Below are 19,271 nucleotides of genomic sequence, written 5' to 3'. Positions count from 1 at the left end.
GATTGGTACGGACGGCACCGGGTCGGGGCTGGGACGGGGGACCACGCCCTTCACTCGGGGCGTCCGTTAGCGTAGTCCTTCCGCGGCGTCGTAAGGAGTAAGGGTACGTTGAGCAATTCCGCCGGCACCCCCAACCCGGGCTCCCGCCGCCCCGCCTTCCGCCCCGTCCGGCTGCTGACCGCCGCGGTCTTCGCGCTCGCCGGACTGATCTTCTGGACCAGTTTCGACACCGCCCAGGGCACCAATCTCCGCAGCGACGAGTCGATGCTGCGGCTGTCCGACCTCATCCAGGAACGCAGCCGCAAGAACGCCGGGCTCGACGACAGCACCGCCCAGCTGCGCTCGCGGGTCGACGCCCTCGCCCGCCGCGACAACGGCGCCACGGACGCCGAGCGCCGCAGGTTCGCGGCGCTGGAGCGGGACGCGGGCACCGAGAAGCTCACCGGCACGGGGCTCTCCGTCACCCTCACCGACGCCCCGCCGAACGCGACGGCGAAGATCCCCGGAGTGCCCGAGCCACAGCCCAACGACCTCGTCATCCACCAGCAGGACCTGCAGGCCGTGGTCAACGCGCTGTGGCAGGGCGACGCGCGGGGGATCAAGGTCATGGACCAGCGGCTGATCTCGACCAGCGCGGTGCGCTGCGTCGGCAACACCCTGATCCTGCAGGGCCGGGTCTACTCCCCGCCGTACACCATCACCGCCGTCGGCGACCGGGGCAAGCTGCGCGCCGCGCTGGCCGCCTCCCCCACCATCGAGAACTACCGCAGCTATGTCGAGGCGTACGGGCTCGGCTGGAAAGTCGCCCAGCACGACAGGGTGACTCTTCCCGGCTACTCCGGCACAGTGGACCTGCACTACGCCCAGCCCCGGTGAGGCGGATCCCCGCGAGGGGGTCCCGGTGAACGCGGTGAACACGGTGAACACGGTCGATGTGGACAGGTGTGCGGCCGATGAGGGTGCGACTGGTCGTCAGGACGCTCAGCGAGGTGTGCCTCACCGTCGGCACCCTGATCGTCCTCTTCGTCGTCTACGTCCTGTACTGGACCGGCGTTCGCGCGGACCGCGCGATGGACGGGGAGATCGACCGGCTGCGGGACCGATGGGCGACCGGGCCGGCCGCCGGCGCCGCGGCGACGCCGCGCCAGACCGGGCCGGAGCCGTACCGGGACGGCGCGTCCTTCGCCATCATGTACATCCCGCGCTTCGGCGCCGACTGGGTCAAGCCGGTCCTTGAGGGCACCGCGAGCGACACCCTGAAGAAGGGGCTGGGTCACTACCCGCGCACCGCCCGCCTCGGCGCCCGGGGCAACTTCGCCGTCGCCGGGCACCGCCGCACCTACGGCGACCCGTTCAAGGACTTCCCCCGGCTGCGCCCCGGCGACGCCGTGGTGCTCACCGACGGCTCGACCTGGTACACGTACCGCATCGACAAGCGGCCCTACCGCACGCTGCCCACCGACGTCGGTGTCATCGACCCGGTGCCGCGCGCGTCCGGATTTCAGGGGCCGGGCCGCTATCTGACCCTCACGACCTGCGAGCCGGAGTGGGGGCACAGCCACCGGCTGATCGCATGGGCACATCTGGACGCCACCCGTCCAGTGACCGAAGGCAAGCCGGAAGCTTTGCTCGGCTGACCCACCGGCCCCAGGCCCGGCCCTTTACTCTGGTGCTGCAGTCGACTTCTTCGTCGTGAGTAGGGATGGCATGTACGGCTGGATCTGGCGGCATCTGCCGGGCAACGCATGGGTACGGGCGCTGATTTCGCTCGTGCTCGTGCTGGCGATCGTCTTCGTGCTCTTCCAGTACGTCTTCCCGTGGGCGGAGCCCCTGCTTCCGTTCAACGACGTGACGGTTGACGAGGGAATGGCGGGCCCCCGGTGAGCGCACGCATCCTGGTCGTCGACAACTACGACAGCTTCGTCTTCAACCTGGTCCAGTACCTCTACCAGCTCGGCGCCGAGTGCGAGGTCCTGCGCAACGACGAGGTGGCCCTCGGCCACGCCCAGGACGGCTTCGACGGCGTCCTGCTGTCCCCGGGTCCCGGCACCCCCGAGGAGGCGGGCGTCTGCGTCGACATGGTGCGGCACTGCGCGCGCACCGGCGTGCCGGTCTTCGGCGTCTGCCTGGGGATGCAGTCCATGGCCGTCGCGTACGGCGGAGTCGTCGGGCGCGCCCCCGAGCTGCTGCACGGCAAGACCTCGCTCGTGACGCACGAGGGCTCCGGCGTCTTCAAGGGCCTTCCGTCGCCCTTCACCGCCACCCGCTACCACTCGCTGGCCGTCGAACGGGACACCGTCCCGGACGAGTTGGAGATCACGGCCTGGACGGAGACGGGCATCGCGATGGGGCTGCGCCACCGTCGGCTGCCCGTCGAGGGCGTGCAGTTCCATCCCGAGTCGGTGCTCACCGAGTGGGGTCACCGCATGCTCGCCAACTGGCTTGAGGAGTGCGGCGACGCGGGGGCGGTGGGGCGGTCGGCGGGCCTGGCCCCCGTGGTGGGGACGGTCGGCGGCAAGGCCGGCGAGTGACCGCACTGCGCCCCGAGCGCGAGGGCGCACACCAAGGCGCCCCGGAGCCCGACCCATACGCGCCGTACGAGCCGAGTGAGCCGCACGACGCCTATGAGGGCACGGACGCGTTCGCGGCGGCTGTGGAGCGGCTGGACGACCCCCTGACCGATCCACTGCCGAGACCCTCCCCCGGGCTCGTCCCGGGGACCGTGACCGGGCCCGCCGCCGGGCCTCCGGCGGCGCCCATGACGGGGCGTACCACGGGGCCCATGACGGGGCCTATGGCAGGGCCTCTGCCAGGGGCCGCCAGAACGCCCGCTGCCGGGCCTGTGGCGGGGCGGGCGGCGCCGTCCGTGCCGGAGGCCGCCCCGGCCTCCGAGAGGCCCCCTGGAGGCCCGTCCCGGGCCCGCCACCGCCGTGCCGCCCCCGCGGCACCCACCGGGCCCGTCCCGCCCGTCGACGCGGACGCGACGACCGTGCTGCCGCCGGTGTCCGTGGCGGGGGCTCCGGCGCAGGCGCCGGCCGGGCAGGCTTCAGGCGGTCAGGTGCCCGGCGGGCGGCGGACGGCGGGCGACGACGAGACCGTGGCGTTGCGCGCGGTCCGGGCGGGGACGGCCGACGGGCTCAAGGCCGCCGCCGCTCCCCCTCCGGGCGACGACCAGACGGTGCTGCTGCGGAAGGTCGGGGCCGGCCCCGCCGAGGCGGAGGCCGCGGACGGCCCGCAGGGGCCGCCGGCGGCGTCGTCTGGGGGTAGGGCCGCCCGGCGGCGCGCGGCTCAGGCGGCGGCCAGGCGCGGCGGCAGACGGGGCACCCGCGCGGGTGGTGATACGGGCACCGTCACCGCGGCCGGGAGCGGGCCGCGGTCGACGACGGCGCCCCGCACCCGTATGGAGGCCAAGCGCGCCGCCCGGGCGCGCAAGGACAGCCCGGCCGCCGTGGTGAGCCGTCTCGTCGGTGAGCTGTTCATCACGGTCGGCGTGCTGATGCTGCTCTTCGTGACCTACCAGCTGTGGTGGACCAACATCGTGGCCCATCAGCAGGCGAACGGCGCCGCAAACAGTCTCCAGAAGAAGTGGGATCAGGACGGCGGGGCGAACCGCGATCCCGGCACGTTCTCGCCGGGCGAGGGGTTCGCGATCCTCTACATCCCCAAGCTGGACGTCAAGGCCCCGATCGCCGAAGGGATCAGCAAGCAGAAGGTCCTCGACCACGGCATGGTCGGCCACTACGGCAGCGGCAAGCTGAAGACCGCGATGCCCTGGGACAAGAAGGGCAACTTCGCGCTGGCCGGGCACCGCAACACCCACGGTGAGCCGTTCCGGTACATCAACCACCTCAAGCCCGGCGACAAGATCGTCGTCGAGACTCAGAACGCGTACTTCACGTACGAGATGACCAGCATCCTGCCGCAGACCCAGCCCTCGAACACGGGTGTGATCGGTCCCGTGCCGCCCGGCTCGGGCTTCACGGAACCGGGCCGCTACATCACCCTGACGACCTGCACCCCCGAGTTCACCAGCAAATACCGCATGATCGTCTGGGGCAAGATGGTCGACGAGCGGCCGCGGAGCAAGGGCAAGCCGGACGCGTTGGTCCAGTGAGCGAGCACGAAGGCCGGGGAAGCCAGAAAGACCGGGAAGTCAGGAAGACCCGGACGACCGGGAAAAGGGGTATGACGCGGTGGCACGGACCGACCAAGACGAGCGGCCGGGCGAGCGGCCCGCCGCGGCCGGGCGGCAGCGCCGCCCCCGCCGGGGGCGGATAGCCACGGCCGTCGGCCTGCTGGGCGAGCTGCTGATCACCGCGGGGGTGCTACTCGCCCTCTTCGTCGTCTACTCGCTGTGGTGGACGAATGTGCTGGCCGACCGCGAGGCGAAGAAGCAGGGCGACCGGGTGCGCCGACAATGGGCGCAGCAGCAGAAGCAGGGGCCCGGCCGGCTCGACACCAAGGACGGCATCGGCTTCCTGCATGTGCCGGCGATGGACAACGGTGAGGTGCTGGTCAAGAAGGGCACCTCGACCGAGACGCTCAACGACGGTGTCGCGGGCTACTACACCAAGCCGGTGAAGTCGGCGATGCCCTGGGACAAGAAGGGCAACTTCACCCTGGCGGCACACCGGGACGGGCACGGAGCCAAGTTCCACAACATCGACAAGCTCGACGAGGGCGACCCGATCGTCTTCGAGACGCGGGACACCTGGTACATCTACAAGGTCTACGCGGAGCTGTCCGAGACCTCGAAGTTCAACGTGCGGGTGCTCAGCCCGGTCCCGAAGGAGTCGGGGAAGAAGAAGCCGGGCCGCTACATCACGCTCTCGACGTGCACGCCGGTCTACACCTCGCTCCACCGCTACATCGTGTGGGGCGAGCTGGAGCGTACGGAGAAGGTCGACGCGGACCGTACGCCGCCCAAGGAGCTGCGCTGACCACTCAGCTTCGCAGCAAGGCCCTGGATACGGGGAAGCCCCGGCCGCCCGATTCCCGGGCGCCGGGGCTTCTCGCTGAGGCGGCTGCTGCCGCGCGGGGCGCCTCCTATGTGGCGGGCCCGCCGGAGGGGCCGCCGAACGGGATGGTGCCGCCGTCGCCGTTCCCGCCGTTGTCACCGCCCCCGTTGTTGCCCTGACCACTGTCGAAGGTGGTCAGGTTGATGACCTGGCCCTTGGCCACCTGACTGCCCTCCGTCGGGTCGGAGAACAGCACTGTGGAGTCCTCGTTCTCGGATCCGGTGACGGTGCCGACGGTGAGGCCGGCGCCCTCGATGGCCTTCTTGGCGTCCTTGAGCTTCTTGCCGCGCAGCTGGGGCACCGTGACGTTGTCCTGCTGTGCGGGGGCCTTGGCGACGGTCAGGGTGATGGTCGAGTTGGGCAGGACCTCCTGGCCGCCCGGGGGGTTCTGGCTGATGACCGTGCCCGCCTCGACGTCGGCGTTCTCGACCTCCGTGGTCTGCACCTTCAGGCCCTTGCCCTCGAGCGTGGACGTGGCGTCCGCGACCTTCTGAGTGGTGACGTCCGGGACGATGACCTTCGACTGCTCCCGGGCGACCGTCAGGGTGATCTCGGTGCCCCGCGCGACCTTCTTGCCGCCCTTGGGGTCCTGGTCGGTGACCTTGCCGGGGGTCTGGTCGGACTCCTCGGTCTTCTGGGTGACCTTGAAGCCCTTGGCCTCGAGCTGCTGCTTGGCGCTCTCGTACTGGACGTTGATGACGTCGGGGACTTCGACCTTCTCGGCGGGCTTGGGGCCCTTGGACATGGTCAGCTGGACCGTGCCGCCGCGCTCGATGGTCTTGCCGCCCTCCGGGCTCTGCCTGCAGACCGTGTTCTTGGCCTCCTTGCAGAAGACGGGGTCGCCGCTCACCGCGACTTCGAGGTCCACGTTCTTGCCCTGTTGCCTGGCCTCGGAGAGGGTAAGACCGGCCAGCGACGGCACATCGACGCGGTCGCTGTTCTTACCGCCCCCGAAGATCGCCTTGCCGATGAAGATCGCCCCGACCAGCACCAGGATTCCGGCCAGGACCAGCAGGACCGTCGAGAGCCTGCCCTTCTTCTCGGGTCCGCGCCTGCGGTCGGGGCGCTCGTCGTAGCCGAATCCCCCGTCGTCGTCGCGCACCGGCGGCAGCATCGAGGTCTGGGCGCCGACGTCCTGCGACCGCAGCATGGTCGTGGGCTGGTCCTCGCCGCCGTAGCCGACCGCGCCCAGCGCGGCGGTGGCGGCGACCGGCTGGCCCTCCAGGGCCGCTTCGATGTCGGCGCGCATCTCGTCGGCGGACTGGTAGCGGTAGTCCGGGTCCTTGACCAGGGCCCGCAGGACGATCGCGTCCATCTCCGGGGTGATCTCCGGATCGAACGAGCTCGGTGGCTGCGGCTCCTCCCGTACGTGCTGATAGGCGACGGCGACCGGCGAGTCGCCGATGAACGGCGGGCGCACGGTCAGCAGCTCGTACAGCAGGCAGCCGGTGGAGTAGAGGTCGCTGCGCGCGTCGACGCTCTCGCCCTTGGCCTGCTCGGGGGAGAGGTACTGGGCGGTGCCGATCACGGCGGCGGTCTGCGTCATGGTCATGCCGGCGTCGCCCATGGCCCGGGCGATGCCGAAGTCCATCACCTTGACCTGGCCGCTCCTGGTGAGCATGACGTTCGCCGGCTTGATGTCGCGGTGGACGATGCCGTTGCGGTGCGAGTACTCGAGGGCCTGGAGGATCCCGGTGGTCATCTCCATGGACCGCTCGGGGAGCAGCTTTCTGCCGGAGTGCAGCAGCTCCCGCAGGGTGGACCCGTCGACGTACTCCATCACGATGTACGGGATCGAGACACCGTCGACGTAGTCCTCGCCGGTGTCGTAGACCGCGACGATCGCGGGATGGTTGAGCGAGGCGGCCGACTGGGCCTCTCGGCGGAACCGGGCCTGGAAGGACGGGTCACGGGCCAGATCCACCCGGAGCGTCTTCACGGCGACAGTGCGGCCGAGGCGGGTGTCATGCGCGAGGTACACCTCGGCCATGCCACCGCGGCCGAGCACAGAGCCCAGCTCGTACCGGCCGCCGAGGCGACGCGGCTCTTCCATAGCTACTCCAGCCCTCTTCCGTCATTCCCGGCCGCACCCGTGGGGGCCCGGCGGTGTGCTGCTCGGGCATACCGTACCCGGGACGCCGTGCCGGACCCGGCCTCAGTCGCTACTTGATACGTGACCGGTACGACGACGTGCGGGATCGGCACCAGGGCGTGACCGGGGTCACTTCTCGCCGGCGAGCACCGCCTGCATCACGCGCTTGGCGATCGGCGCGGCAAGCTTGCCGCCGGCGATGTCGTCGCGGACGGTGTCGGAACCCTCGACGACGACCGCGACCGCGACCGGCGAGGAGCCGTCCTTGCCCTTGGCGTAGGAGATGAACCACGCGTAGGGGTTCTTGCTGTTGGCGACGCCGTGCTGGGCGGTGCCGGTCTTGCCACCGACCGTGACGCCCGGGATCTTCGCGGCGGTTCCGGTGCCGACCTGGACCACCGTCTCCATGATGTCCTGCAGCTTGCGGGCGTTGTCCTCGGAGAGCGGCTCGCTCATCTCCTCGGGCGAGGTCTGGTCGATGACGTTCAGGTTCGGGGCGCGCAGCCTGTCGACCATGTACGGCTTCATGAGCTTGCCGTCATTGGCGACCGCGGCGGCGACCATGGCCATCTGGAGCGGGGTGGCGCGGGTGTCGAACTGGCCGATGGCGGACATGGCGTTGGACGACCGCGCGATGTCCTTGGGGTAGACGCTGGCGTCGGCGCGGACGGGGGTGAACACCTCGCTGTTGAAGCCGAACTTCTCGGCCTCCTCGCGCATCTTGTCCTCGCGGAGATCGTCACCGATCTTGCCGAAGACGGTGTTGCAGGAGTAGCGCAGGGCGACGCGGAGGCTGGCGTTCTTGCAGGGGATGTTCCCCTCGTTCGGCAAGGGCGTGTTGTCGACGGGCATTCGCCACGGCAGCGGCGAGTCGGTGGGCTCGTCGACGTCCTTGTACAGGCCGTTCTCCAGCGCCGCGGCCGCGGTGACGACCTTGAAGGTGGAGCCAGGCGGGTAGGTCTGACGCAGCGCCCGGTTGAGCATCGGGTCGTCCGGGTTCTTCTTCTTGTCGAGCGCCTTCCAGGCGGCCTCGTCCTTGTCGCCGGCCCCCGCGATGGTGGAGGGGTCGTAGCTGGGGGTGCTGGCGAGCGCGAGGATCTTGCCGGTGCGCGGGTCGATCGCGGCGACGGCGCCCTTCTTGTTGCCCAGGCCCTTGAACGCGGCTTCCTGCGCCTTGGGGTTCAGGGTGGTGATGACGTCACCACCCTTCTTCTCCTTGCCGGTGATCATGTCGATGGTCCGGTTGAAGAAGAGGCGGTCGTCGTCGCCGGTGAGGATGGAGTCCTCGACGCCCTCGATGAAGTTGGTGCCGTAGACCTGCGAGGCGTAACCGGTGACCGGCGCCCACATCTTGCCGTTCTTGTAAGTGCGCTTGTACTTGTAGTCGATGCCGTTGGTCTCGACGGAGCCCGTTATGGCGTCGCCGCCCTCGACGATGATGTTGCCGCGCGGCTGGCTGTAGCGGGCGATGTCGACACGGTGGTTGTGCTTGTGGTTCTTGAGCGAGTCGGCCTGGACGTACTGGATCCAGTTGTCCCGCAGCAGCAGGGCGAAGACGAGGAGGCCGCAGAAGATCGCGATTCGGCGCAGGGGCTTGTTCACGGTCGGACCACCTGGGTCATCTCGGCATCGGTGGAGGGGGCGGGGGCCGGCGCCGGGCGGCGGGCGGTGTCGCTGATCCTGATCAGGATCGCGATGAGCGCCCAGTTGGCGAGGACGGACGATCCGCCGTAGGCGACGAACGGCATGGTCATACCGGTCAGCGGGATCAGGCCCATCACACCGCCGGCGACGACGAAGACCTGGATGGCGAAGGCCGCGGACAGGCCGATGGACAGCAGCTTGCCGAACGGGTCGCGGGCGGCGAGGGCGGTACGTACGCCACGCTCCACGATCAGGCCGTACAGCAGCAGGATCGCCATGGTGCCGGCCAGACCCAGCTCCTCGCCGACGGTGGCGAGGATGAAGTCGGAGTTGGCGGCGAAGCCGATGAGGTCGGAGGCGCCCTGGCCGAGGCCGGTGCCGAAGACGCCGCCGGAGCCGAAGGACATCAGGGCCTGGGCGATCTGGTCGGTGGTGGCCCAGCTGGGGGGGTGTTCCTGATAGACGGCGAAGGGGTGCAGCCACGCCATCACACGGATCTTGACGTGCGGTTCGAAGGACGCCACGCCGACCGCGCCGGCCGCCGACATCAGCAGACCGAAGACGATCCAGCTGGTGCGCTCGGTGGCCACGTACAGCATGACGACGAACATGCCGAAGAACAGCAGCGAGGTGCCCAGGTCGGTCTCGAAGACGAGGATGAGGATGCTCATCGCCCAGACGACGAGGATCGGGCCCAGGTCGCGGCCGCGCGGCAGGTACAGGCCCATGAAGCGGCGGCTGGCCAGGGCCAGGGCGTCCCGCTTGACCATCAGGTAGCCGGAGAAGAACACCGCGATGATGATCTTCGCGAACTCGGCGGGCTGGATGGAGAAGCTGCCGACCCGGACCCAGATGCGGGCGCCGAAGACCGGCGGGAAGAAGACCGGGAGGATCAGCAGGATCAGCGCGCCGGCCATGGAGATGTAGGTGTAGCGCTGCAGGATCCGGTGGTCCTTGAGGAAGATCAGCACGCCCACGAACAGCGCCACGGCCATCGCCGAGTAGATCAGCTGGTTGGGGGCCGCGGCCGAGAAGACCTGGTCGGCGTTCTTGGCGCGCTGGGCCAGCCGCCGGGACTGGTCGAGCCGCCAGATGATCACCAGGCCGAGGCCGTTGAGCAGGGTCGCGATCGGCAGCAGCAGCGGGTCGGCGTAGGGCGCGAACTTACGCACCACCAAGTGGCCCACCCCGGCGAGCAGGCCGAGGCCCAGACCGTAGCTGAGCATGCCCGAGGGCAGTTCGTCGCTGAGGGCCAGGCCCGCGTTGGCGTACGCGAAAACCGGGACGATCACCGCGAAGACCAGCAGCGCCAGTTCGGTGTTGCGCCTGCTCGGCGGACCGACCGTGCTGATGGTGGTCGTATTGGTGGTACTGCTCATGGATCAACGGCCCCCTACGGCTTCACTGCTGGGTGCTGCTGCACTGCGGGACCAACTTCTGCTCTTCCTCGGAGAGGGTGGGGCCGGGCTTGGGCGTAGCGGTGGCCGAGGGCGAGGACGAGGACGAGGGCGACTTTGAACCCTTGTCGTTCGTGTTCGGCTGCTGTTGCTGTCCCGGCGCCGGCGGCGTCGTGGCCTCGCCCGCGCGGGTCGTGATCTCGTTGTCGGTCTGGGCCTTGCCGCCGGAGGCCCCGCTGGACGACTTGTTCTTGTCCTTGGTCAGGTCCTGCTGCTTCTCCTCGGCCTGGCGCTGCGCGTCCGACTTCTTGCAGGCGCTGGCGAGGGTGGCCAGGTCCTCGGTCTTGGTCTTGGCCTGGCTCAGGCTGCTGACCGCGATGGTGTCCTCGACCCGGCTGCGCTGGTCCACCGGGAGGTACTTGAGTTCGATCTCACGGTGGTCCTCATGGACCTTGTTGAGCTTGATCCAGGCGAGGTCCTGGCTGATGCCCTGGTAGATCGCCACGTGGTCGCCGTTGGCGCCGACGTAGTACTGGGTCTGCGTCCAGCGGTAGCCGCCGTAGAGGCCGCCGCCGACCACCGCCAGCCCCAGGGCGATGTACAGCGACCGCTTGACCCACTTCTTGCGGCCGCCCTTCTTGGTGGCGAAGTCGCCGTCCGCGTACGCCCCGTAGCTGCCCTCGGGGGGGCCGCCGAGCGACGGGTCGCCGCTTCCCGGCGGGCCGAAGCCCCCCTGCGCTTCCCCCGGGTGGGCCACACCCCGGTTGCGCCCGAGCTCCGCGGCGCGGCCTGCGGGGGTGTGCGCGGCGCCGCCGTCCCCGAGGGGGGTCTGGTTCTCGGCGACCGCGCCCACGATGACCGGGGTGTCGTTGAGCTGCCCGGCGAGGGTGTCGCCGCCGTCGACGTCGAGGACGTCGGCGACGATGCAGGTGATGTTGTCGGGGCCGCCGCCGCGCAGCGCGAGCTGGATGAGCTCCTGAATGGTCTCGTGCGGGCCGTGATAGCTGGCGAGGGTGTCCTCGAGGGTCTGGTGGCTGACCACGCCGGACAGGCCGTCGGAGCAGATCAGATAGCGGTCCCCGGCCCGGACCTCACGGATGGACAGGTCGGGCTCGACGTGGTCGCCGCTGCCCAGGGCGCGCATCAGCAGGGAGCGCTGCGGGTGGGTGCCCGCCTCCTCCTCGGTGATGCGCCCCTCGTCGACGAGGCGCTGCACCCAGGTGTGGTCCTGGGTGATCTGGGTGAGCACGCCGTCGCGCAGCAGATACGCGCGCGAGTCGCCGACGTGGACGAGGCCGAGCCGCTGGCCGGTCCACAGCAGGGCGGTGAGCGTGGTGCCCATGCCCTCGAGCTGCGGGTCCTCCTCGACCATGATGCGCAGCTGCTCATTGGCGCGCTGCACCGCGGTGCCCAGGGAGGTCAGGATGTCCGAGCCCGGGACGTCGTCGTCGAGCTGGACGAGAGTGGAGATCACTTCCGAGCTGGCGACCTCACCGGCGGCCTGGCCGCCCATGCCGTCGGCGATGGCGAGCAGCCGGGGGCCGGCGTAGCCGGAGTCCTCGTTGCCCTCCCGGATCATGCCTTTGTGCGATCCGGCGGCGAAACGCAGTGACAGACTCATGCGCACCTCGCCCGTCGGCTCCGGGTACAGCCCCTTGCCAACCACGCTGCCCACCCTCCGGTCGTCATGGTCGTACTACTTCCGCAGCTCGATGACGGTCTTGCCGATACGGATCGGCGCGCCCAGCGGAATCGGTGTCGGTGTGGTGAGTCGGGTCCGGTCGAGATACGTGCCGTTGGTGGACCCGAGGTCCTCGACGATCCACTGACCGTCGCGGTCCGGGTAGATCCTGGCATGCCGGCTGGAGGCGTAGTCGTCGTCCAGCACGATGGTCGAGTCATGGGCCCGGCCAAGGCTGATGGTCTGTCCCTGAAGGGCGACCGTGGTGCCCGCGAGCGTGCCCTCGGAGACGACCAGCTTGGTGGGGGCGCCGCGGCGGCCGCGGCCCGCGCCCCGGCCGGTCGGCTGCTGGCGCTGCGGCGGAGGCGTCGCCTGCCGCTGCTGCGGCCGGTCGGGGGCGCCGCGCCGCGCCGAACCGCGCTGGGTCACGCGGGTCCCGAACAGGTCGCTGCGGATGACCTGGACGGCCACGATGACGAACAGCCACAGTACGGCGAGGAAACCCAACCGCATGACCGTGAGGGTCAGCTCTGACATTGCCCCCGCTTCACCCTTCGGCTTGCCGGTAAACGATGGTGGTGCTGCCCACGACAATGCGTGAGCCGTCGCGGAGCGTAGCGCGTGTGGTGTGCTGTCCGTCTACCACGATGCCGTTGGTCGACCCCAGATCCTGGATGGTCGGGGGCGTTCCGACCCGGATCTCGCAGTGTCTGCGCGAGACGCCGGGGTCGTCGATCCGTACGTCGGCGTCGGTGCTGCGGCCCAGGACCAGGGTGGGCCGGGAGATCTGGTGGCGGGTGCCGTTGATCTCGATCCACCGGCGGGTCTGCCCGTACGGCTGCGCACCGACGCCGGGACCGCCCGCGCGGGGCGCGGAGCGGGCGCCGGGCGGCGGTGCGGAGGGCATGGGGGGCGCGCCCGCGGGCTGCGGGGGGTAGCCGTAGCCGCCGCCGGGACGCTGCTGGGGCGCGGCGGCGCCGCGGGCCCCCTGCGGGGTCTGGGACTCGCTGGACGCCAGGGTGCGGCTGCGCACACGGTACAGGCCGGTGTCGAGGTCGTCGGCCTTTTGCAGGCTGACCTTGATGGAGCCCATGAACGTGTAGCGCTGCTGCTTGGCGTAGTCGCGCACCATGCCCGCGAGCTCATCGCCGAGCTGGCCCGAGTACGGGCTGAGTCGCTCGTAGTCGGGCGCGCTCAGTTCGACGATGAAGTCGTTGGGGACGACGGTCCGGTCGCGGTTCCAGATGCTGGCGTTGTTGTCGCACTCACGCTGGAGCGCGCCCGCGATCTCGACGGGCTGGACCTCTGACTTGAACACCTTGGCGAAGGTGCCGTTCACGAGACCCTCGAGACGCTGCTCGAAGCGCTTCAGTACTCCCACGGGGCACCTCCTTCCTCAGTCGTGCTCAGTGTCGTCCTCATACTGCTTACTGATCGTATCCACGCGTCGGGAAATCGGGTGGTTCCCCTTCCTGGCCCTGCGGAGCAGTGTCACCTCTCACAAGGATCGTAGAGGTGCCTTCATGACAGTGTCCCGCAACCGGGTCGCTATCCGGTCGGGCGGGTGCGGGGGCGTCGGGAACGTGTGTGAATCCACCCTGGACGGCGTGCTAATGTTCTGGATGTCGGAAGGCACACCGCGGACAGCGACCAAACCGGAGTGATCGGTTCGGAAGTCGGCGGTGGTTCGGTCGACAGCACCCATGCGCGGGTGGCGGAATAGGCAGACGCGCTGGATTCAGGTTCCAGTGCCCGAAAGGGCGTGGGGGTTCAACTCCCCCCTCGCGCACCAGTCGGAGCGGGCCTCTCTTGTGTGACGAAAGTCGCGCCGGAGGGGCCCGCTTCGCGTTTTGGGCGCGCGGTTTCGGATGCGTGGGCTTCGACGCGTGGGCGGGGCCTCCCCCGTTGCGCGCCGACGCGGTCCTCGCTGTGCGGGGCGGCGCCAGGGTGCGGGGGAGGCCCTCGGGATCCGCTGGGCGGATGTCGCGACAGTGGTGGTCAGGTACAGGTAGGGGTCAGGCGGCGAGGGCCTTGGCCTTGGCGGCCGCTTCCTCGTGGGCCTTGGCCTTGGAGGCGTCGGAAAGTTCGACCAGATCGGCCATGGCCGGGTTGGTACGGGCCAGGGTCAGCTCCGGGACGATGAACTCGACATCGAGGGAGAGCGCCTCGGTCAGCGTCTTGCCCAGGTAGTTGAGGACGAACTCGAAGCTCTCGCGCGGGGTGCCGGGGCCGTAGCCGCCGCCGCGGCTGGCGACGACGACCGTCGGGGTGCCCGCCGTGGTGGACGGCTGGGCCATCGAGGTGCGGCCCGCGATGATCACGTGGTCCAGCCAGGCCTTGAGAGAGGAGGGGATCGTGAAGTTGTACATGGGGGCGCCGAGTACGACCGCGTCGGCCCGCTCCAGCTCGGAGGCCAGGGTGTCCCGCAGGGCGAAGGCAGCCTCGAGCTCCGGCGTGCGCTGGTCGGCGGGTGTGAAGCCCGCGGCGGCGGCGAGGCCGTCCAGGTGTGGCAGGGGTTCGGCGGCCAGGTCGCGGTAGATGACCGTGCCGCCGGGGTTCTGGGCCTCCCACTCCTTGCGGAAGGTGGCGGTGACGGCGCGTGAGGCGGAGGTGTCGGTAGGGAAGAGGGAGCTGTCGATGTGCAGAAGCGTGGGCATGGGGACCTTCCGATAACGGGGCTCGGTGCCGGGGTGGCTTGGTGGCCGGCCCGGACGGTAAGCCCGAAGAATTTCTACGTAGCCATGAATAGCATAGGAGCTTACTTTTCCGCAGTACGGGTTGAGGTGGCAGTACGCTGTGCTTCATGGCGGGAGGCGGCGGGCGCGCGGAGCACGACGAGAAGACGTGCATGAAGGTCGACGGGGGGATGACTCGCGTCTTCGAACTGCTCGGCAAGCGGTGGACCGGGCTCATCGTGACCGTCCTGATGGAGCGGCCCGCGTACTTCGCCGAGCTGCGGCGGGCCATTCCGAAGATCAGCGAGCGCATGCTGACCGACCGGCTCACGGAGTTGGTGGCGGCGGGGCTGGCGCTGCGGGAGGTCGATCCGGGGCCGCCGCTGCGGGTCACCTACCGGCTGACCGAGAGCGGCAGGGCGCTGGAGCCCGCCCTGGAGGAACTGGCTCGGTGGGCGGGGCGGTACATGCCCGAGGACGGGAAGTGCCCATAGCCAGCCCTCGCCTTCTGAGCAGGGCATTCGCGTCGGTCGGCGAGGTTATCCACAGGCCGTGACGGGTTTTCGCGGCGGGCTGTACGGTCATGGCAGTCGAAGTCTTCGGCGGCCTTCGTTCGGGTTCGGTTGTCTTCGACGTCTGCGATATCCGCGACATGGCCGGTGCCTGTGCCGGCGGGGAAACGGGGCGTGTGATGAACGGGGGGCGCTTGATGACGGACGGCGGGAGCGGTGAGGAGACGGTGCGGCGGCTGCCCCATGTCCCGGGGTTCGCCCGGTGGCCGGGGAGCGGCGCGGCCCGGCCGGAGGGGAAGGCGCTGCGGGAGCGGGTGCCCCGCTCGGCCCACCGCGAGCTGCCGCGGGGCGCGGGGCGGCCGGACGCCGTGGAGGCGGTCGAGCGGTCCAACGCCGGGCGGTTGCCGGAGCTCACGCCGATCCGGGTCGGGCGGATGGCCGCCTCCCCCTTTTCCTTCCTGCGCGGGGTGGCCGGGCTGATGGCCCACGATCTGGCGGCCACGCCGGTGACCGGCGTCGGCGCGCAGATCTGCGGGGACGCGCACGGCGCCAACTTCGGTCTGTACGGGGACGCCCGCGGCGGCCTGGTCATCGATCTCAATGACTTCGACGAGACCATCCACGGCCCGTGGGAGTGGGACGTGAAGCGGCTCGCCGCCTCGCTGGTGCTGGCCGGGCGGGAGGCGGGCGCGGACGAGGACACCTGCCGGTCGGCGGCCCATGACACGGTGGGCTCCTACCGGCGCACGCTGCGGCTGCTGTCGAAACTGCCCGCCGCCGACGCGTGGAACGCGATCGCGGACGAGGAGCTGGTCTCGCACGCGGACGCCAAGGACCTGGCCGGCACGCTGCGGCGGGTCTCGGAGAAGGCGCGGCGGAACACGAGCGCGCGGTTCGCGGCCAGGTCGACGGAGGCCGTGCCGGACGAGCGGAATCCGTCCGGGCGACCGGTGGCGCGGCGCTTCGTGGACGCGCCGCCGGTGCTGCGGCGGGTGCCGGACGCCGAGGCGGCGGCCGTGGCATCGGCGCTGGGCGAGTATCTGGCCACGCTGCCGGAGGACCGGCTGCCGCTGCTGGCCCGTTACGCGGTGCACGACGTGGCGTTCCGGGTGGTGGGCACCGGAAGCGTGGGGACGCGGTCGTATGTGGTGCTGCTGCTCGACCACCGGGGTGAGCCGTTGGTACTGCAGATCAAGGAGGCGCGGCCGTCCGCGCTGCTGCCGTATGTGCGGCAGGCCGGCTTCGAGGTGCCCGCCGTCGAGCACGAGGGACGGCGGGTGGTGCTCGGCCAGAAGCGGATGCAGGTGGTCAGCGACATTTTGCTGGGCTGGGCCACGGTCCAGGGGCGCCCCTATCAGGTGCGGCAGTTCCGCAACCGCAAGGGCAGTGTGGACCCCGTGGCGCTGGCGGCCGATCAGATGGACGACTACGGGCGGATGACGGGCGCGCTGCTGGCGCGGGCGCATGCGCACAGCGTGGACCCGCGGCTGCTGTCCGGGTACTGCGGAAAGGGGGAGGAGCTGGACGAGGCGGTCGCCGAGTTCGCGATGGCGTACGCGGACCGCACGGAGGAGGACCATGCCCGGCTTCTCGCCGCCGTGCGGGGCGGGCGGATAGCGGCCGAGTTGGGGGTGTGACACCTCCCCGGCCGGGCCGCCGCCGGACGTAGGCTGAGCGGGTGACGAACCCGGAAGCGCAGCAGCAGGCCCGGCCGCCGGTGCCGGAAGCAGAGCCCCAGGCTGAATCGCAGGAGCGATCACACACCCGGCCCGAAGCTCGATCAGAGGAGTCGTCGGAGGCGGCGGGTGTGCCGTCGGACGCGGGCACGGCCGAGGAGGCCGCGCATGCGGAGGCGGACAGGGAGGCGGAGGCCACCGCGCGGCTTGACCGGGCCGTGCGGGCGGCGGAGCAGGCGCTGATCGAGTTCGAGATCGCGGTGGAGACCTTCCGCATCGAGGTGGAGAACTTCTCCCGGCTGCACCACCAGCGGCTCGGGCCGATGTACTCGCGCCTCGACGAGCTGGACGCGCTGATCGCCGAGGCGGTGGCGGCGCGTACCGGAGACCCCGAGGACATCCGCAAGGCTCGGGAGGCGCGGGGGCTGGTGCTGCCGATGCCGGGGGTGGAGGAGCTGTTCCACGGCTGGCTCGACTCCGACGGGCTGTCGCCCGAGGGGGCCGCGATGCTCACCGAGCAGCCGGTGCAGCCGCCGCCGCGGGTGCGGCCGAGCGAGGAGGCGCGCCGTATCTACCGGGAGCTCGCCCGCAAGGCGCATCCGGACCTGGCGGAGGAGGAGGCCGAGCGGGAGCGGCGGGGGGAGTTCATCGTGCGGGTCAACGCGGCGTACGCGTCCGGGGACGAGGAGCGGCTGCGGGCGCTGGCCGAGGAGTGGGCGGCCGGTCCGCCGCCACCCGAGCGCCGGTGGAGCCGCAGCGAGGAGCTGTACGCCCGGCTGGAGTGGCTGGCCGCGCGGAAGGAGATGCTGGCCGAGGTCGCCGCCGAGCTGGAGTCCGGAGCGATCGGCGCGATGATCAAGATGGCGCCGGAGGACCCCGACGGGCTGCTCGACGAGATCGCCGAGCAGCTGCTGGCCAAGGTCGCCGAGAAGGAGAATCAGCTGGCGGAGCTGGTGCGGTAGTAGGTTTCCCTCAGCTGTCATGTCGTGTGAGAGGTGTGTGTGATGGGTTTTGCCCCGCTTCCCGAGGTGGAGGCCGCGGCGGTGCCGGCCGATGGGTTCCTGCTGGATGTGCGGGAGGACGACGAGTGGGCCGCGGGGCACGCCGAGGGCGCCCTGCATATCCCCATGGGGCAGATCGTGGCCCGGTACGGCGAGCTGACCGAGGCGCTGGGCGACGGCGCACGGGTGCATGTGGTGTGCCGGGTCGGCGGGCGGTCGGCGCAGGTGACGCAGTATCTGGTCGCCCAGGGTCTGGACGCGGTGAATGTGGACGGCGGCATGCTCGCCTGGCAGGCGGCGGGCCGCCCGCTGGTGAGCGGGCAGGCCGCCGCGGCCGACGGGGCCTTCGTGCTCTGAGCAGGCTCTAGCCGAGCGGATGGGCGGCGAGGAGGTCGCCCAGTGCCTCCTCGTGCGCGGCGGCGGGGCCGAGGGACAGCTCCAGCTGTTTGGCCCAGGCGTGGTAGCGGTGCAGCGGATAGTCGGTCGCCGCACCGAAGCCGCCGTGCAGATGCTGTGCGGTCTGGACGACGCGGCGCACCCCCTCCGCGGCCCAGATCTTGGCGACGGCGACATCCCCCGCGACGGGCAGCGCCCCGGGCGCGGCCGGTGCGTCCTCGTGGTCCGCGGCCAGCCGCCAGGCGGCCTGCCAGAGCGTGGCCTCCATCGCGCGCAGATCGATATAGCGGTCGGCGGCTTGGACGGCGACCGCTTGGAAGGTGGCGAGTGGGAAGCCGAACTGCTCGCGCTTGCTGGTGTAGGAGCTGGTCAGGGCGAGCACCGCTTCGCCGAGGCCCAGCGCGAGCGCGCAGGTGCCGGTAGTGAGGAGGTGGCGCAGCCACTCCCAGGCGCCGTCCGCCGTCAGCATCTCAAAGCCGTCCAGCCGTACGGCGTCCAGGCGGATTTCGGCGAGCCGCTCGCCGCTGGTGGAGATCTGCGGTGTGAGGGTGACGCCGGCGAGGTCGCGGGGGACGAGCGCGAGAACCGCCTTGCCCGCTCCGGTGTGGGCGGGGACCAGGACGCGGTCGGCGCTGTGCGCCCAGGGCACGGCGGTCTGAGTGCCGTCGAGGACCCAGGCGCCGCCGTCGCCGTCGGCGCCCCCGTCCTGGCGGGCCTGGACGGCGAGTTCGGCCGGGTCGTGGCCGGTGCGGCCGTGGGGCGCGACGGTCAGCACCAGCTCGCCCCGGCCGGCCCCGGGCAGTACGGCGGAGCGCAGCTCCTCCCCGCCGTATCGCTGGACGGCGAGCGCGGCCGCGGTGGACTCCAGCAGCGGCACGCGGGCCAGGACCCGGCCGGCCTCGCGCAGCACCAGGCACAGGGCGATGGGGTCGAGACCGGCCCCGCCGTACCGCGGGTCCAGGAGGAGTCCGAGCAGATCGGCGTCGGCGGCCTTGCCCCACAGCCGGCGGTCGAGGTCGTCGGCGACGGCGCCGGGCGTGAGCGCGGGGCTGGGCACCCCGTCCGGCGGGGCGGAGGAGAAGACCGCCTTCGCCGCCTCGGCGGCCGCCTGCTGCTCCTCGGTGAAGGTGAAGTCCACTGTCCGTCCTCCCGCGCCGTGGCTTGGTCTGACGGGCCGTC

The 19,271-nt window shown here is 70.8% G+C and carries 18 protein-coding genes and 1 tRNA gene; 11 read left to right on the top strand and 8 right to left on the bottom strand.

Annotated elements, in window-relative coordinates:
- The first annotated feature begins 108 nt into the window (after positions 1-108).
- The 6 genes from PV419_RS14870 to PV419_RS14845 all read left to right on the top strand — a co-directional run bounded on the left by PV419_RS14870 (position 109) and on the right by PV419_RS14845 (position 4,940).
- On the top strand, positions 109-876 hold the full coding sequence (locus PV419_RS14870) for a DUF881 domain-containing protein (protein WP_319688751.1): 768 nt from the start codon (positions 109-111) through the stop codon (positions 874-876).
- A gap of 77 nt (positions 877-953) precedes the next feature.
- Positions 954-1,637, top strand: coding sequence for a class E sortase (locus tag PV419_RS14865; RefSeq protein WP_319688750.1), 684 nt, complete (start codon positions 954-956; stop codon positions 1,635-1,637).
- Between the two features lie 55 nt (positions 1,638-1,692).
- The gene (locus tag PV419_RS14860) at positions 1,693-1,884 is read left to right on the top strand and encodes a hypothetical protein (protein ID WP_319689107.1); all 192 of its coding nucleotides are present in this window, start codon (positions 1,693-1,695) and stop codon (positions 1,882-1,884) included.
- Positions 1,881-2,531: an aminodeoxychorismate/anthranilate synthase component II gene (locus PV419_RS14855; protein WP_319688748.1), complete on the top strand. Its 651-nt coding sequence runs from the start codon at positions 1,881-1,883 to the stop codon at positions 2,529-2,531. The genes PV419_RS14860 and PV419_RS14855 overlap by 4 nt, the downstream gene beginning before the upstream one ends.
- A complete protein-coding gene (locus tag PV419_RS14850) occupies positions 2,528-4,114 on the top strand; it encodes a class E sortase (protein ID WP_319688746.1) in 1,587 nt (528 codons plus the stop codon). The genes PV419_RS14855 and PV419_RS14850 overlap by 4 nt, the downstream gene beginning before the upstream one ends.
- A 79-nt stretch (positions 4,115-4,193) precedes the next feature.
- A complete protein-coding gene (locus PV419_RS14845) occupies positions 4,194-4,940 on the top strand; it encodes a class E sortase (RefSeq protein ID WP_319688744.1) in 747 nt (248 codons plus the stop codon).
- 106 nt (positions 4,941-5,046) lie between these two features.
- On the opposite strand, the gene pknB is transcribed toward PV419_RS14845, so the two are convergent.
- The 6 genes from pknB to PV419_RS14815 form a co-directional block, all read right to left on the bottom strand.
- Entirely contained in the window at positions 5,047-7,071 is a 2,025-nt protein-coding gene (gene pknB, locus PV419_RS14840) for a Stk1 family PASTA domain-containing Ser/Thr kinase (protein WP_319688742.1), read from the bottom strand.
- 168 nt (positions 7,072-7,239) lie between these two features.
- Positions 7,240-8,712, bottom strand: a complete 1,473-nt coding sequence (locus PV419_RS14835) for a penicillin-binding transpeptidase domain-containing protein (protein ID WP_319688740.1) — start codon at positions 8,710-8,712, stop codon at positions 7,240-7,242.
- On the bottom strand, positions 8,709-10,133 hold the full coding sequence (locus tag PV419_RS14830) for an FtsW/RodA/SpoVE family cell cycle protein (RefSeq protein WP_319688739.1): 1,425 nt from the start codon (positions 10,131-10,133) through the stop codon (positions 8,709-8,711). Before PV419_RS14830 ends, PV419_RS14835 begins: the two co-directional genes overlap by 4 nt.
- Before the next feature lie 22 nt (positions 10,134-10,155).
- Positions 10,156-11,772, bottom strand: coding sequence for a PP2C family serine/threonine-protein phosphatase (locus PV419_RS14825; protein WP_319689081.1), 1,617 nt, complete (start codon positions 11,770-11,772; stop codon positions 10,156-10,158).
- A gap of 75 nt (positions 11,773-11,847) precedes the next feature.
- Positions 11,848-12,369 carry an FHA domain-containing protein gene (locus PV419_RS14820; RefSeq protein ID WP_319688737.1) on the bottom strand — a complete coding sequence of 174 codons (522 nt, stop codon included), beginning with the start codon at positions 12,367-12,369 and terminating at the stop codon, positions 11,848-11,850.
- Positions 12,370-12,379: 10 nt separating this feature from the next.
- The gene (locus PV419_RS14815; protein ID WP_319688735.1) at positions 12,380-13,213 is read right to left on the bottom strand and encodes a DUF3662 and FHA domain-containing protein; all 834 of its coding nucleotides are present in this window, start codon (positions 13,211-13,213) and stop codon (positions 12,380-12,382) included.
- 324 nt (positions 13,214-13,537) lie between these two features.
- Between PV419_RS14815 and PV419_RS14810 the strand changes: the two genes are divergently transcribed.
- A tRNA-Leu gene (locus PV419_RS14810) sits at positions 13,538-13,624 on the top strand.
- A 223-nt stretch (positions 13,625-13,847) separates the two neighbouring features.
- On the opposite strand, the gene PV419_RS14805 is transcribed toward PV419_RS14810, so the two are convergent.
- A complete protein-coding gene (locus tag PV419_RS14805; RefSeq protein ID WP_319688733.1) occupies positions 13,848-14,489 on the bottom strand; it encodes an FMN-dependent NADH-azoreductase in 642 nt (213 codons plus the stop codon).
- A gap of 146 nt (positions 14,490-14,635) precedes the next feature.
- On the opposite strand from PV419_RS14805, the gene PV419_RS14800 reads away from it, so the two are divergent.
- The 4 genes from PV419_RS14800 to PV419_RS14785 all read left to right on the top strand — a co-directional run bounded on the left by PV419_RS14800 (position 14,636) and on the right by PV419_RS14785 (position 18,053).
- Positions 14,636-15,001, top strand: coding sequence for a helix-turn-helix domain-containing protein (locus PV419_RS14800; RefSeq protein WP_319688731.1), 366 nt, complete (start codon positions 14,636-14,638; stop codon positions 14,999-15,001).
- A gap of 215 nt (positions 15,002-15,216) precedes the next feature.
- Positions 15,217-16,656 (top strand): DUF2252 domain-containing protein, encoded by a 1,440-nt coding sequence (locus PV419_RS14795; RefSeq protein WP_319688730.1) that lies wholly within the window; start codon positions 15,217-15,219, stop codon positions 16,654-16,656.
- 170 nt (positions 16,657-16,826) lie between these two features.
- Positions 16,827-17,657, top strand: a complete 831-nt coding sequence (locus tag PV419_RS14790) for a hypothetical protein (protein WP_415925311.1) — start codon at positions 16,827-16,829, stop codon at positions 17,655-17,657.
- A 42-nt stretch (positions 17,658-17,699) separates the two neighbouring features.
- Positions 17,700-18,053: a rhodanese-like domain-containing protein gene (locus tag PV419_RS14785; protein ID WP_319688727.1), complete on the top strand. Its 354-nt coding sequence runs from the start codon at positions 17,700-17,702 to the stop codon at positions 18,051-18,053.
- A 7-nt stretch (positions 18,054-18,060) separates the two neighbouring features.
- On the opposite strand, the gene PV419_RS14780 is transcribed toward PV419_RS14785, so the two are convergent.
- Positions 18,061-19,230, bottom strand: a complete 1,170-nt coding sequence (locus PV419_RS14780; RefSeq protein WP_319688726.1) for an acyl-CoA dehydrogenase family protein — start codon at positions 19,228-19,230, stop codon at positions 18,061-18,063.
- Positions 19,231-19,271: the final 41 nt, after the last annotated feature.

Source organism: Streptomyces sp. ME19-01-6 (assembly GCF_033793745.1).
Lineage (GTDB): Bacteria > Actinomycetota > Actinomycetes > Streptomycetales > Streptomycetaceae > Streptomyces.
This window is presented reverse-complemented; position numbering and strand designations above follow the sequence as displayed.

Excerpts from the sequence above, each read along its gene's own strand:
- PV419_RS14865 (WP_319688750.1), top strand. The coding sequence starts at position 954 with ATGAGGGTGCGACTGGTCGTCAGGACGCTCAGCGAGGTGTGCCTCACC.
- pknB (WP_319688742.1), bottom strand. The coding sequence starts at position 7,071 with ATGGAAGAGCCGCGTCGCCTCGGCGGCCGGTACGAGCTGGGCTCTGTG.
- PV419_RS14830 (WP_319688739.1), bottom strand. The coding sequence starts at position 10,133 with ATGAGCAGTACCACCAATACGACCACCATCAGCACGGTCGGTCCGCCG.
- PV419_RS14825 (WP_319689081.1), bottom strand. The coding sequence starts at position 11,772 with ATGAGTCTGTCACTGCGTTTCGCCGCCGGATCGCACAAAGGCATGATC.
- PV419_RS14820 (WP_319688737.1), bottom strand. The coding sequence starts at position 12,369 with ATGTCAGAGCTGACCCTCACGGTCATGCGGTTGGGTTTCCTCGCCGTA.
- PV419_RS14805 (WP_319688733.1), bottom strand. The coding sequence starts at position 14,489 with ATGCCCACGCTTCTGCACATCGACAGCTCCCTCTTCCCTACCGACACC.
- PV419_RS14800 (WP_319688731.1), top strand. The coding sequence starts at position 14,636 with ATGGCGGGAGGCGGCGGGCGCGCGGAGCACGACGAGAAGACGTGCATG.
- PV419_RS14795 (WP_319688730.1), top strand. The coding sequence starts at position 15,217 with ATGACGGACGGCGGGAGCGGTGAGGAGACGGTGCGGCGGCTGCCCCAT.
- PV419_RS14785 (WP_319688727.1), top strand. The coding sequence starts at position 17,700 with ATGGGTTTTGCCCCGCTTCCCGAGGTGGAGGCCGCGGCGGTGCCGGCC.